Raw genomic sequence first — 13,386 nt, 5'->3', positions numbered from 1 at the left:
CGGAGGCGTTCGCCGAGCCCTAGACCGGGAGGGTTTTTCCTCTAGAATTGCGCCCGCCTGTACCGTTTTTGGAGGGGGTTTCAATGGGAATCATCGCAGCACTCGTCATCGGCGCGATCGCTGGCTGGCTTGCCGGACAAATTGTCCGCGGCGCGGGATTTGGCCTGATCGGCAACATCGTGATCGGCATCATCGGCGCGCTGGTCGCGAGCTGGCTGCTGCCCCAACTGGGCATCAGCCTCGGCAGCGGCACATTCCGCGACATCATCAACGGGACCATCGGCGCGGTGATTGTGCTGGTCGTACTTTCGCTGATAAAACGGGCCTAACAGCCTGGACCTGACCTGTGACGGCCGCAGCTTGAGCGGCCGTTTCCATGTTTCGGCTGAGGCGCTCGCGCCTCGCCCAAGGAAAAAACAAGTAAAAAACAAGCAATGAACAACAAGGACGTTCGATGAAGTTTACCGGTACCAAGGATTACGTTGCGACCGACGACCTCAAGGTCGCCGTCAATGCCTCGATCGTGCTGGAGCGCCCGCTCCTCATCAAGGGCGAGCCCGGCACCGGCAAGACGGTGCTGGCCGAGGAAGTCGCCAAGGCGCTGAACGCCCCGCTCCTGACCTGGCACATCAAGTCCACCACCAAGGCGCAACAGGGCCTCTACGAGTACGACGCGGTATCGCGCCTGCGCGACAGCCAGCTCGGCGACGCGCGCGTGTCCGACATCAAGAACTACATCAAGCGCGGCAAGCTGTGGGACGCCTTCACCTCGGATCAACGTCCGGTGCTGCTGATCGACGAGATCGACAAGGCCGACATCGAGTTTCCGAACGACCTGCTGCTCGAGCTCGATCGCATGGAATTCCATGTCTACGAGACCGGCGAGACGATCAAGGCCAGGCAGCGCCCGATCATGATGATCACCTCCAACAACGAGAAGGAGCTGCCGGACGCCTTCCTGCGCCGCTGCTTCTTCCACTACATCAAATTTCCCGACGCCGACACCATGGGCCGGATCGTCGACGTCCACTTTCCCGGCATCAAGAAGCGCCTGGTGGAAGAGGCGCTGCGCATCTTCTTCGAGGTGCGCGAGGTGCCCGGCCTGAAGAAAAAACCGTCAACCTCCGAACTGCTCGACTGGCTAAAACTCCTGCTCAACGAGGAGATGACACCGGAGCAGCTCCGCGAGCGCGACCCGCGCAAACTGATCCCGCCGCTGCACGGCGCGCTGCTCAAGAACGAGCAGGACGTGCACCTGTTCGAGCGGCTGGCGTTCTTGAGCCGGCGCGAGGTTTAAGCCACGGTGTCGTCCTGGCGAAAGCCAGGACGACCTTCGGGGATTGGCACACCTTCTCACCCTCCGTCATTGCGAGCGTAGCGAAGCAATCCAGGCCATGCTTGCCATGAACCGGCGCGCTGGATCGCACGACAAATTCGATAGGTCTCTCACTTCCAGAGGTCCATGATGCGCTTTGTCGTTTTGCTCCTGGCTTTGCTCACGAGCGCAGCTGCAGCCGCAGAGCCCGTCGACTGCAACGCCATCGAGACCACGATGGCGCCAGTGGAATTGACCTATCACGACGGCGACAACTCGTCTGTCGCTCAAGTCTACAGGGACCAATCGGGGAATTCCGTCGTCTGGATCAAGACCCTGAACGGCAAGTTGGTCGCCAAGGGGGATTTTACTGCCGGCGTCCTGGCATCGGCCGAGACCACATCGGCCTTCGCCGGCAAGCTCAAATCCTCAAAGGTCAAGTACAACGTCGAAGGCATGCCAAGGCTGTTCGATCGTCGATCGGATCTCAAGTACAACATCACGCATTCAAGCGTCTATGGGGACGGCAGCACCGGCGTGTCTACCACATTCTATAACTATAAGTTCAAATCGGCAGGTAAAGAGGCCGTGGGTCCATGCATTCTGGACGTCGTTCGCGGTGAAAGCGACGCCGCGAGCGAAAAGACCGGCAAGACGTCCCACTCATATACCGTGTACTTCCCGCAACTCATGGCGCAGATAACCGGCAAGACGGCAGAGCCGGTTATCGACGACATCAAGACCAAATTCGATCCGATGACGCCGATCCCGTAAAATCGTAGGGTGGGTTAGCGCCGCGGCTCCGCGAAGCGCAGTCCGCTTGGCGTAACCCACCTCTTCTGTCTCAGCCTTGAGAGAAGTGGTGGGTTACGCCGGCGCGAACCCACCCTCCGAAGAGGCGCTTACGCCACCGCGCTTTCCGGAACGTTCGCGGCTTCCATCGGCTTCTTTCCCCGGATCAAATCCGACGCGCGGTCCGCGATCATCATCGCTGACGCGTTGAGGTTCGCCGAGATCATGCGCGGCATGACGGAGGCGTCGACGACGCGCAAGCCTTCCATCCCATGGACACGGAGCTGGTCGTCGACGACCGCCCATGTGCTCTCCGCCGGGCCCATGCGGCAGGTGCAGCCGGGGTGGAAGGTGGTGGTGCCGCGCTCGGTGACGGCCTTCAGGAATTCGTCGTCGGTGTTAACGTCGGGGCCGGGGAAATCTTCGTAGGCATAGTACGGGCTGAGCGGGGCCGACTTGAGCAGCCGCCGCGCGAGCTTCATGCCGCCGACGACGACGCGGCGGTCGAGTTCGGCGTCGAGATAGTTGGTCTGGATGATCGGGGCTGCGAACGGATCCTTGGAGCGGATGCGCACATAGCCGCGGCTTTCGGGGCGCTGCTGCCAGGAGGCAACCGTCATGCCGGGCTCGTCCTCGAGCTGGCCCTGCACGCCCTCCTTGTAGCTCGCCGGTGTGAAGGTGAGCTGCAGGTCGGAGCGATCGGGGCTCTCGCCGGAGTACCAGAAGCAATAGACCATGGTCGGCGACAACGACAGCAGGCCGCGCCGCTGCGTGGCCCATTTCAGCGCCTCGATCCAGAGCGAGAAGCCGCGCCTGAGCTCGTTGATGGTCTTGATGTTCTTCACCCGCCCCACAGTGCGCGGGGCATAATGGTCCTGAAGGCCCTCGCCGACCGGCAGCGCGTGGCGCACAGCGATACCGTGGGACTGGAGCAGGTCCGGCGAGCCGACGCCGGAGAGCTGAAGGAGTTGCGGCGAGTTGTAGGTGCCGCCCGCCAGGATGACTTCCTTGTTGGCCCGCACCTCGACCGGCGTGCCGTTGCGGCCGCCCTTCATGTAGCGCACGCCGACCGCGCGCTTGCCCTCGAAGATGATCTCGGTCGCGTGCGCATGCGTCTGCACATGCACGTTCGGCCGCTTCATGGCCGGCCGCAGGAACGCGGTCGCGCCGGAAACGCGCAGGCCGTTCTCGATGGTGCGCTGGCAGTAGGAGACGCCCTCCTGCTTCGCGCCGTTGTAATCGGGGTTGCGGGGAATGCCGAGCGAGACCGCGCCTTCCATGAAAGCTTCGCAGAGCGGATCGCGCCAATCCATGGTGGTGACGGTGAGGTTGCCGTCGCGGCCGCGATAGGTGTCCTCGCCCTCGCCGACCCGCCTCTCCAGCCGTTTGAAGTAGGGCAGCACGTCGGCATAGCTCCAGCCGCGATTGCCCATCTGCGCCCAGGTGTCGAAGTCGAGATTCTGGCCGCGATTGTAGATGTGGCCGTTGATCGAGGACGATCCACCGAGCGTCTTGCCGCGTGGCGCATAGATGCTGCGTCCGCCGGTCCAGGGCCCGACCTCCTGCTGGTAGGCCCAGTTGATGCTCTTCATGTGGAAGGTCTTGATGAACCCCGCCGGCAGATGGATGTAGGGGTGCCAGTCGCTAGGACCGGCTTCCAGCACGCAGACGCTCGTATTCGGGTCCTCGCTCAGCCGGTAGGTCAGCACGCAGCCGGCCGAGCCGGCGCCGACGATCACGTAGTCAAATCTATCCATCTTGCCTCAAGCCCCCTCAACGCGGCTTGTCGTTGAGCTGATAGGTCAAATGCGCCTTCACCGTCGGCCATTCGGCCGCGGTGATGCTGTAGACGACGGTATCACGCAGCGAGCCGTTCGGCGCGACCTGGTGGCTGCGCAAGATTCCGTCCTGCTTCGCCCCTAACCGTTCGATCGCGCGGCGGCTCTGGTGGTTGAAGAAATGCGTGCGGAATTCGACCGCGATGCAATTCAGCGTCTCGAAGGCGTGCGTGAGCAAGAGCAGCTTGCACTGCGTGTTGAGCGGCGAGCGCTGCACGCGTTTCGCATACCAGGTCGAGCCGATCTCGACCCGGCGGTTGCCGGCGTCGATATTCATGTAGGTGGTCATGCCCGCGATCTTGCCGTCGGCGTCGAACACGGTGAAGGGCAGCATGGAGCCTGCGGCCTGCAGGCCGAGACGGCGGTCGATCTCCTTCGGCATGTTTTCGGCGGTCGGGATGGCGGTGTACCAGAGCTTGTGAAGCTCGCCGTCCCTCACGGCCTCCATCAGCCCGTTCAGATGCTGATGCGACAGCGGCTCCAGACGCGCATGTTGTCCCCGCAGGGTGACGGGATCGGGCCAGGGCATTCGACATTCTCTCCTTTGGTCATTCCGGGACGGTGCGACAGCACCAGACCCGGAATCTCGAGATCCCGCAATTCGCAATTGCGAATTGGGGTGCGATGCTTCGCATCGACCCGGGATAACAATCGCGTTTTACGCGATTGTCACTTGTTCAAAAAGTTCAACGGCAATCCGCCGCGCGGCCAGTCCATGGCGATCAGCTCACCCTTGCCCGACAGCGTGATGTAGGCGGTCTTCAGCTCGGGGCCGCCGAAGGCGATATTGGTGGTGACGCGGTCGCCGGTCGGCACCTGCTCCACCAGGGTGCCGTCAGGCGCGATCACCGAGATGCAGCCGGTGACGAGGGTGGCGACGCAGACATTGCCGCCTGCCTCGACCGCGAGCGAGTCGAACATCTGGTAGCCGCCGAGGCCCGCGACCGGTTTGCCCCGCTCACCGCGATAGATCACCTCGCGCGGCTTCAACGTGCCGGGCGCGGAGAGCTCGTAGGCCCACAGGCGCGCGGTCGGCGTCTCGCCGACATAGACGATGGACTCGTCCGGCGACAGGCCGATGCCGTTCGCCGGCAGCACGCCGTGCACGACTTCGACGATCTCCTGCATGCCGGGCTTGAGATAGTAGATGCCGCCCACGTCCATCTCGCGGGCACGGCGCTTGCCGAGGTCGGAGAACCAGAGGCCGCCGTGCTTGTCGAACACCAGGTCGTTCGGGCCACGCAGCGCATGCTCGCCGCATTTGGTGACGATGGTCTCGATCTTGCCCGATTGCAGATCGACGCGCTGGATCGAGCCGCCGAGGTAATCGTCGGGCTGCGGCCCCGGCATGATCATCTTGCCGGTCGGGATCCAGGAAAATCCACCATTGTTGCAGACATACATCTTGCCGTCGGGGCCGAGCGCCGCGCCGTTCGGGCCACCTGGCACCTTGGCCACAATTTCCTTGCGGCCGTCGGGATGGACGCGCGTGAGGCGCTGGCCGCGGATTTCCACCAGCACGACCGAGCCGTCCGGCATCACCACGGGGCCTTCGGGAAACTCGAGGTCGGTGGCGAGAACGCGGACGTTGGACATTTGGACCTCCCGGCTGCTTGTTATGCCTTGCACGGGAAGTCCGGCGCCGGCCCCGCACGCAAGATTTGCGTTTGGTTATGGCAAAGTAGGCCCCGCTTGCCAAGCAAACGGGCGCAATGCTGTGTTGCGCGCTATTCCTTCACCGGCACCCAGATTTCGAAACCGCCATTGCCGGTCCGGGGATCAAACTTTTCGTCGTAGCGCTCGAAGTTGGGCGCGTCCGCCGCCTTCAGACCGGAGGCCGGCAGCCAGTGATTCCAGATCGTGCTGACGGTGCGGCGGATCGAGGCGACGTGGTCGCAGTGGGTGAACACCGCATAGCGCTGCTCGGGGATGCGGACGCGGGCGAAGCGGCGCGGCAGGTCGGAATAGTCGGCGACCTCGACGCCGGCGATGTAGTCGAAATTGCCGGCATCGTCGCCGTTACAGCAGACACCGTAGGCGACACCGCCGATGCGCGCGGGAATGTCGGCGACCTCCTGGTGGAAGCGCTGCCACAGACCCGGAATAGCCGCGCCGTTGTCGCAGGAGATGCGCTCGCCGAGGCCTGCAACGAGAAGAGCCTTCGCCGTTTCGAAACGCGGTGCCGCAAGATCGTCAGTCGTGGTGGAGTCCATGAGGATCGGCTCCTGAAGCTTGAGTTTGCTGGCGCACGTTGCCGCCCTCACCGCTTCGGGCGTCATGCCGAAATGGTCGCGGAACGCGCGGGTGAATGCTTCGTGGGAGCCGTAGTCCGCATCCAGCGCCAACTTGAGGATGTCTGGCGCGCCGGCTGCGAGCGCGCGCGCCGACTCAGTCAGCCGCCGCGCGCGCACGTAGCGCATGACAGGAAGTCCGATCGCCGCGGCGAAAGCACGCACCATGTGAAAGCGCGAGACGCCGGCAATCTCGGCGATCTCGTCGAGCGTCATCGGCTCGGCGAGATGGCTTTCGATATACCAGAGCGCTTTCTGGGCCGGATTCATGATTCCTTGGTCTCAGGTCTTGAGCTCTCATGTCGAAGCGCGGCAATGATGGACCATCGTCCGAGGCCGCACTTGATCGGCGTTGCTGTTCAGTCTCGTGCCCCGAGAACGCGTAGGGTGGGCAAAGCGATGCGTGCCCACCACTTCGTTGCGATGCCCAAAGGTGGTGGGCACGGCGCTTCGTGCCTTTGCCCACCCTACTTGTCCTACTTCGTCTGTTCCTTCGGCGGCGGCGGCGCATCCTGCTTCTTCTTCACATCCTCCGCCGTCTTCGCTTGCGACGCCTGGAGATCGGCGGCCACCTTCTGCAATCCGGCCACGGCCACCTTCAACGCCTCGATCTGGCGATTTGCCGCATCGAGCTTCTGCTGATGGTCGATGCTGAGCTTGGTGATCGTCTTCTGGAGGAAGTCGACATTGCTCTGCAGGCAGCTTGTGCGCCGCTCCCAGGTCTTCTCGACGATGCAGATCTCGATGCCGGGAACGTCCTGCGCGAGCAGCGGCGCGGTTGAAAAAGTTCCAGTGAGAAAAGTCGCGAAACAAATGGCGGCAATGGTCCGGCCCGGCATGCAGGTTCCCTCGACAACCAATCACGGCAAATTGCGCTGATGCCGCGTATCGCACCGACGATACCATACTGACACCGCATTCTCGCGGTGTGCTCGGCGTGTTCCCTGGGACGGGAACGATGACCATGATCTGAGACTTGACGCGGAGAATTGGGCACTCGCCGCGATTTTTTAGGGGAGACTTTTGGAATGGCAACGCGCGAGAGACGTCTGGCGGAATTCAATGGCGAAGGAGAACCACCGCCCGGCCTGCCAGTCGAGGTGCTTTGCGAAGATCACAGCGGGACATATCAATTGCCGTTTGCCTGCCGATATGTCGCAGGCCGCTGGCAAAACAGCGAAGCGGGCATTGCGGTCGAGGCGACCGTGATCGGCTGGCGGTTGCCGCGCGTGAAGCAGGGCGTAGCCTGACAGGGCCCATGACCTGTCTCAAAATGCGACGGCGACAAACGCGCTCTTAAGATTCGGAACGCGGCTCGAACGAATCGCGTCCGAATCAGCGGTGAGGCTCCGTACTCACCTGTTCACGGCTAGATATCGGCATTGCGCGGATTGCGCGTACCATATCAAGGAACAGGGCGAGCGGACGCAGCCTGCGGCCGACGACAAAAGTTAATTCTTCCGGGGGGATATCCGCCCTCACCTCGCCGGCGGCATGTCGACGTGGGAGCAATTTTGGACGTCAGCGTGCTGGTTCATGACGGTTCTCCGCTCCCTAAGCTTCCAGCGATCCGCGAGCGTCGGCGTCCAAACTTTCGGCAGCGTCCGTCATCGCATTCGCAGCCAATTGTGCAATGCGAGAACCGCGCCATAGCGCTGCAACGCAGCGAACACGCGCGAGATGGGCGGCGAAGCCGCTGACATGACGATGGAATCCCGCGATGGCGCGATGCATCATCGCCGCGGCGCAGACGGAGGCGATCACAGCTCCGGCGTTGCGACTGGCCGCGAGTTGGGCAAAGGCTGCTCGCGGGCCTCGCCGCCGAAACGGGCAGGCCCTTGCGAGCACTGCCTAATATTCGACCTCGAGCTCCTCGATCTCGGCAGGCTCCGCCTTGGCCGCCTCGATCCATTCGCGCATCTCGGCCATGCCCATGATGGTGTCGGCATAGGCCTTCAGCCGCGGCTCGAGCTTGACGTCATAAGTCACGAAGCGCGTGACGACGGGCGCATACATCGCATCCGCCATGGTGCGCTGGGCGCCGAACAGGAAGGGACCGCCGGATTTTTCCAGGCAGTCGCGCCAGATGGCCCAGACCCGGTCGATGTCGGCCTGGGCGCGCGACCAGATCTTGAAACCGGGGAAGTGACCCCTGAGGTTGACCGGCAGCGAGGCGCGCAGCGTGGTGAAGCCGGAATGGATTTCGCCGCAGATCGAGCGACAATGCGCGCGCTGGATGCGATCGGTCGGCAGAAGGCCGGCCTCCGGCATCACCTCGTTGAGATATTCGGCGATCGCCAGCGTATCCCAGACCGTCGCGCCGTCGTGCCGTAAGCATGGCACCAGGATCGACGACGACAGCAGGAGGATTTCCGCGCGCGCGGACGCGTCGTCCGGCGCGGTCACGACCTCGTCGAATTCGAGCCCGGAAAACTTCGTCAGCAGCCAGCCACGCAGCGACCAGGACGAGTAGTTCTTGCTGCTGATGGTCAGTGTCGCTTTCGCCATATGGCCTTTCCCTCGCGCCTGAATTCCTGACGCCGCCGTCCCGTTATGCGCGGTGCCCAAAGTTCGTGCTTCCCCGTATTCCACAGCAAGCGACATGCCAGTTTTCAGGGCGAATTGACTCGAGTCTGGCGTCGATATTGCATGATGGTCTGGGGTCAGGGTGGGCGTTTCAGTAATGATGTCGATGTACTATCAGGCCTTTCAGAACCACATGGATCTGACGGAGCCATGGCGGGCGGGGGCTTCGTCTGCCCTCAGATACCTCAATCTGGTGCCCCAGGGGACGTCGCATGCTCTCGTCGGGCGGCTGTCGGCTGCGCTAGAGCTGATCTCGCGCTCCACCATCACCTATGACCGCCCGGCCTACGGCATCGACAGCGTCAGGGTCGGTAACCGCGAAGTCGCGGTCAAGGAAGAGATCACCTACGCGACGCCGTTCGGCTCGCTGCTGCATTTCAAAAAGGACGACGCGGCCGAGCAGCCGCGCATGCTGCTGGTCGCGCCGATGTCCGGCCATTTCGCGACGCTCTTGCGCGGCACGGTGAAGACGCTGCTCCAGGACCACGACGTCTACATCACCGACTGGCACAATCCGCGCGACATTCCGCGCAGCGAAGGCCGCTTCGGGCTCGACGACTACACCGACCACCTCATCGACTTCCTCGGGCAGCTCGGACCGCGCCCGCACATGGTCGCGATCTGCCAGCCGTCAGTCTCGGCGCTCGCCGCCGCCGCGATCATGTGCGAGGACAACCATCCCTCGCGCCCCGCCACGCTGACGCTGATGGCGGGACCGATCGACACGCGGGTGCAGCCGACAAAAGTGAACGACTTCGCCAAGAGCAAGCCGATCGAATGGTTCGAGCGCAATCTGATCAACTACGTGCCGGTGCAGTGCCGCGGCGCGTTCCGGAAGGTGTATCCGGGCTTCGTGCAGCTCACCGCCTTCGTGTCGATGAACCTCGAGCGGCACATCAAGCAGCACCTCGATCTCGCCAACCACATCGCCAAGGGCGAGAAGGAGAAGGCCGCGACCATCAAGAATTTCTACGACGAATATTTTGCGGTGATGGACCTGCCCGCAGAATTCTACATCGAGACCGTGCGCGACGTGTTCCAGGAGCATCTCTTGCCACAGGGCAAGCTGATGCATCGCGGACGTCCGGTGAACACCCGCGCCGTCAGCCGCATGGGACTGATGACGGTCGAGGGCGAGAAGGACGACATCTGCTCGATCGGCCAGACGCTCGCAGCGCAAGACCTCTGCACCGGCGTGCGTGCCTATCGCAGGGTGCACCACATGCAGGCCGGCGTCGGCCATTACGGCGTGTTCTCGGGCAAGCGCTGGAGTAACGAGATCTATCCGCTGCTGCGCGATTTCGTGCACGTCAATTCCTGAACGGCTTCTCGGGCCCTGCGCCCGCGTGCACGGCGGGGGCTTCTCGCCATGCCCGGGAGAGAACAAATGCGAAACTGCCTTGTATTTGTAATGCCAGAGGAAGTGCGATAGACACGGCGCTCCCTGCCGCACGGGCTAATCCCCGTCAGACCTAGCGAAAGAGAGAGCATGGCGCGCAACATTCTGATCCTTGGGGCCTCCTACGGCTCCTTGCTGGGGACCAAGCTTTTGATGGCGGGTCACAACGTGACCCTGGTCTGCCGTGCCAAGACCGCCGAGCTCATCAACCGCGACGGCACCGAGGTACGCATCAAGCTGCGCGACGAGGCGGTGCACCGGGCGATTTTTTCGCGCGGCCTGCCCGGCAAGCTGGATGCGACCACGCCCGGCGAGGTCGACATCTCCCGCTACGACATGGTGGCGCTCGCCATGCAGGAGCCGCAATACACCAACCACACGGTCCGTGTGCTGATGGTGAAGATCGCGGCCGCCGGCCTGCCGTGCCTGTCCATCATGAACATGCCGCCCCTGCCCTATCTCAAGCGCATCGCAGCGCTGAAGGAGATGGACCTGGAGGAGGCTTACACCAACGCGCAGGTGTGGGAGCGCTTCAAGCCGGGCCTGGTGACGCTGTGCTCGCCCGATCCGCAGGCCTTCCGTCCCCCGGAGGAAGCTGCGAACGTGCTCCACGTCGGCCTGCCCACCAACTTCAAGGCCGCGATCTTCGAGGACGAGACGCACAACAAGGTGCTGCGCGAGCTGGAAGCGGACATCGACGCGGTGACGCTGGACGGCCAGGACGTCCCGGTGAAGCTGAAGGTGTTCGACTCGCTGTTCGTGCCGCTGGCAAAGTGGTCGATGCTGCTCACCGGCAACTATCGCTGCATCACGCCGCACGAGCCGCAGTCGATCCGCGACGCCGTGCATGGCGACCTCAAGCGCTCGCAGGCAATCTACGACCACGTCGACGCGCTTGCCCGGCGTCTCGGTGCCGATCCGCAGGATCAGGTGCCCTTCGCGAAATATGCCAAGGCGGCGGAAAGCCTGCTCAAGCCCTCGTCAGCCGCACGCGCGGTCGCTGCCGGCGCGCCCTTCATCGAGCGCGTCGACCTCCTGGTGAAACTGATCTCGCATCAGCTCGGCGTGCCCTCGGCCGAAATCGACCGCACGGTCGAGACCGTGGACCAGAAGCTGAACGAGAAGATCGTGCAGGGCGGCTCCGGCGCGCAGTAGCGCGCCGCAGATTTTGGACACTCATTGGGCGGATAGATTGCCGCGCGGATCGGTCGAGCGGTTCGCGGCGACGTAGTCGATCTCGCCCCGCGTCGTCCCGATATCCATCAGTTCGGCGTCGCTCAGGCCATGCAGCGTGGCTTGCAGTGCCTGACGTTTGCGCCATTCCCCAAGCGCACTCCAGCATGTCCTGAACAGCCCGGTGATACCGAATGTCTGGACCCGGCCGCCTCGCAGCCCCGTCGTGTCATAGGTCACGCTCATCGTCGTATCTCCTTGGGCTCCATGGCCCAGGATCACGATGCCCGGGAGCGAGCGGGTCTGCTTGATGTCCGGCTTACATTTTCCTCACCGGCGGCTTACTTTTAGGGGTGCAAGCGGTATTCGACCGCCTCCGACGAATCGGAGGCCAGCCAGAGGGTTGGCAGGTTGCGATATCAATTTGAGGAGTACGCGCTCGATACCGACCTGCGCGAGCTGCGCCGCGGGCCGGACGTCGTCTCCATTGCACCGCAAGTCTTCGACCTCCTCGACTATTTGATCAGCAACAGGGACCGTGTCGTCAGCAAGGACGACCTCATCAATGCCATCTGGAGCGGGCGCAGCGTGTCCGACGCAGCACTCACGACGCGCCTGAATGCGGCCCGGACCGCGATCGGCGATGCCGGAGACGTGCAACGCCTGATCAAGACCTTGCCCCGCAGGGGTTTTCGCTTCGTCGGCGCTGTGCGCGAAGCCGACCACCCTGCCGGCACGGCGACCATCCTCGACGAACGCCCAGGTTTGGCAAACCCCGCACTGGCGCTCCCGGACAAGCCGTCGATTGCGGTCTTGCCCTTCCAGAACATGAGCGGCGATCCGGAGCAGGAATACTTCGCCGATGGGATGGTCGAAGAGATCACGATCGCGCTCTCGCGGTTCAAATGGCTGTTCGTGATCGCCCGCAATTCGAGTTTCACCTTCAAGGGCCAGGCCGTCGACATCAAGGAGGTCGGGCGCAAGCTTGGCGTGCACTATGTGCTCGAAGGCTCCGTGCGCAAGGCGTCGGGCAAGGTCCGCATCGCCGGGCAGTTGATCGATGCGACGACGAACACACACATCTGGGCAGACACGTTCGAGCGCGACCTGACGGATATCTTCGCGCTCCAGGACGAGGTCGCGATTGCCGTCGTCTCAGCCATTCAGCCAAGACTGCTGCAGGAAGAAATCAGCATGGCAGCGCGGCGGCCGCCGGACGACCTGCGAGCCTACGATCTTTTTCTGCGCGCCATGCCGCACCTCTACCGTGCGACCCGCGAAGGATTGGCTGAGGGCATACGGCTCATACATCGCGCTCTCGAACTGGATCCCCGGCTCGGCTTCGTCGCCAGCATTGGAAGCCTGTGCCATTCGCTCAACATCACTCTGGGCTATTCGAGCGATCCGCATCTCGACCGCAAGGAAGCCATTCGGTTCATTCGCCTTGCGCTGAGCATCGACGACGGCGATCCCGGAATACTGGCCAACGTCGCCGTCGCCTCTGCGTTCATGATCGGCGATCCCCAGGGCGAAATGGAAATGGCCGACCGATCGGTCGCCCTCAACCCGAACTCATTCGACGGATGGCTCAACAGGGGCTGGGTGTACCGAATTGCGGGCCAGCCGGAAGAGGCGCTCCGGAGCTTTGCCCGTGCCAACCGCCTGAGCCCGGTTGACCCGCTGCTGCATCGGTCCTCCATCGGGATGGCGATGGCGTATATCGAGCTCGAACGTTTTGACGACGCCATCGAAGCGGCCAAAAGATCGCTTCGTCAGAACCCCACCCATTCGGCCGGGCACCGCTGTCTCCTATGCGCGCTTGCCCATCTCGGACGTGACAAGGAGGCCCGCGACGTGGCCGCACAGATGCTGGAGCTCGATCCTGCCTTTACAATATCCGGATATATCGCGCGCGGCGGCCAGGCAAACGCGAAGCTGTTGATCGAAGGGTTCAGGAAAGCGGGTTTGCCGGAATGAGCCGCAAGGCATCTC

At 63.1% G+C, this 13,386-nt stretch carries 14 protein-coding genes; 7 read left to right on the top strand and 7 right to left on the bottom strand.

Translation table 11 applies throughout. The features are described from left to right. Positions 1-83 precede the first annotated feature (83 nt). The 3 genes from JQ632_RS13040 (at position 84) to JQ632_RS13030 (ending at position 2,089) form a co-directional block, all read left to right on the top strand. Positions 84-329: a GlsB/YeaQ/YmgE family stress response membrane protein gene (locus tag JQ632_RS13040; RefSeq protein WP_212402725.1), complete on the top strand. Its 246-nt coding sequence runs from the start codon at positions 84-86 to the stop codon at positions 327-329. 125 nt (positions 330-454) lie between these two features. Then, positions 455-1,297, top strand: a complete 843-nt coding sequence (locus JQ632_RS13035; protein WP_212402724.1) for a MoxR family ATPase — start codon at positions 455-457, stop codon at positions 1,295-1,297. Positions 1,298-1,462: 165 nt separating this feature from the next. Continuing rightward, positions 1,463-2,089 carry a hypothetical protein gene (locus JQ632_RS13030; protein WP_212402723.1) on the top strand — a complete coding sequence of 209 codons (627 nt, stop codon included), beginning with the start codon at positions 1,463-1,465 and terminating at the stop codon, positions 2,087-2,089. A 128-nt stretch (positions 2,090-2,217) separates the two neighbouring features. Here the strand turns inward: JQ632_RS13030 and JQ632_RS13025 are convergent, their stop codons facing one another. From JQ632_RS13025 to JQ632_RS13005, 5 genes are all read right to left on the bottom strand, one after another. Continuing rightward, positions 2,218-3,864, bottom strand: coding sequence for a GMC family oxidoreductase (locus JQ632_RS13025; protein ID WP_212402722.1), 1,647 nt, complete (start codon positions 3,862-3,864; stop codon positions 2,218-2,220). 16 nt (positions 3,865-3,880) lie between these two features. Next, a complete protein-coding gene (locus JQ632_RS13020; RefSeq protein WP_212402721.1) occupies positions 3,881-4,474 on the bottom strand; it encodes a GNAT family N-acetyltransferase in 594 nt (197 codons plus the stop codon). A gap of 140 nt (positions 4,475-4,614) precedes the next feature. Then, positions 4,615-5,541, bottom strand: coding sequence for an SMP-30/gluconolactonase/LRE family protein (locus JQ632_RS13015; protein WP_212402720.1), 927 nt, complete (start codon positions 5,539-5,541; stop codon positions 4,615-4,617). Positions 5,542-5,672: 131 nt separating this feature from the next. Next, positions 5,673-6,506, bottom strand: a complete 834-nt coding sequence (locus JQ632_RS13010) for an AraC family transcriptional regulator (protein ID WP_212402719.1) — start codon at positions 6,504-6,506, stop codon at positions 5,673-5,675. A gap of 206 nt (positions 6,507-6,712) precedes the next feature. Then, positions 6,713-7,075 carry a hypothetical protein gene (locus JQ632_RS13005; RefSeq protein WP_212402718.1) on the bottom strand — a complete coding sequence of 121 codons (363 nt, stop codon included), beginning with the start codon at positions 7,073-7,075 and terminating at the stop codon, positions 6,713-6,715. 189 nt (positions 7,076-7,264) lie between these two features. Here JQ632_RS13005 and JQ632_RS13000 point away from each other — a divergent pair, with 189 nt between their 5' ends. Beyond that, a complete protein-coding gene (locus JQ632_RS13000) occupies positions 7,265-7,486 on the top strand; it encodes a hypothetical protein (RefSeq protein ID WP_140981906.1) in 222 nt (73 codons plus the stop codon). A 601-nt stretch (positions 7,487-8,087) separates the two neighbouring features. Here JQ632_RS13000 and JQ632_RS12995 read toward each other — a convergent pair. Continuing rightward, positions 8,088-8,744, bottom strand: coding sequence for a glutathione S-transferase family protein (locus JQ632_RS12995; protein WP_212402717.1), 657 nt, complete (start codon positions 8,742-8,744; stop codon positions 8,088-8,090). A gap of 175 nt (positions 8,745-8,919) precedes the next feature. Here JQ632_RS12995 and JQ632_RS12990 point away from each other — a divergent pair, with 175 nt between their 5' ends. Further along, positions 8,920-10,143: a polyhydroxyalkanoate depolymerase gene (locus JQ632_RS12990; RefSeq protein WP_212402716.1), complete on the top strand. Its 1,224-nt coding sequence runs from the start codon at positions 8,920-8,922 to the stop codon at positions 10,141-10,143. Positions 10,144-10,311: 168 nt separating this feature from the next. Continuing rightward, entirely contained in the window at positions 10,312-11,376 is a 1,065-nt protein-coding gene (locus tag JQ632_RS12985) for a ketopantoate reductase family protein (RefSeq protein ID WP_212402715.1), read from the top strand. Positions 11,377-11,397: 21 nt separating this feature from the next. Here JQ632_RS12985 and JQ632_RS12980 read toward each other — a convergent pair whose 3' ends face one another. After that, a complete protein-coding gene (locus JQ632_RS12980) occupies positions 11,398-11,640 on the bottom strand; it encodes a DUF1127 domain-containing protein (protein ID WP_212402714.1) in 243 nt (80 codons plus the stop codon). Between the two features lie 165 nt (positions 11,641-11,805). On the opposite strand from JQ632_RS12980, the gene JQ632_RS12975 reads away from it, so the two are divergent. Then, the gene (locus JQ632_RS12975) at positions 11,806-13,371 is read left to right on the top strand and encodes a winged helix-turn-helix domain-containing tetratricopeptide repeat protein (protein ID WP_212402713.1); all 1,566 of its coding nucleotides are present in this window, start codon (positions 11,806-11,808) and stop codon (positions 13,369-13,371) included. The last annotated feature ends 15 nt before the right edge of the window (positions 13,372-13,386 follow it).

Source organism: Bradyrhizobium liaoningense (assembly GCF_018130955.1).
Classification (GTDB): Bacteria; Pseudomonadota; Alphaproteobacteria; order Rhizobiales; family Xanthobacteraceae; genus Bradyrhizobium; species Bradyrhizobium liaoningense_C.
Note: the sequence above shows the minus strand (reverse complement) of the source record. Positions and strands in the feature narration are given on the sequence as shown.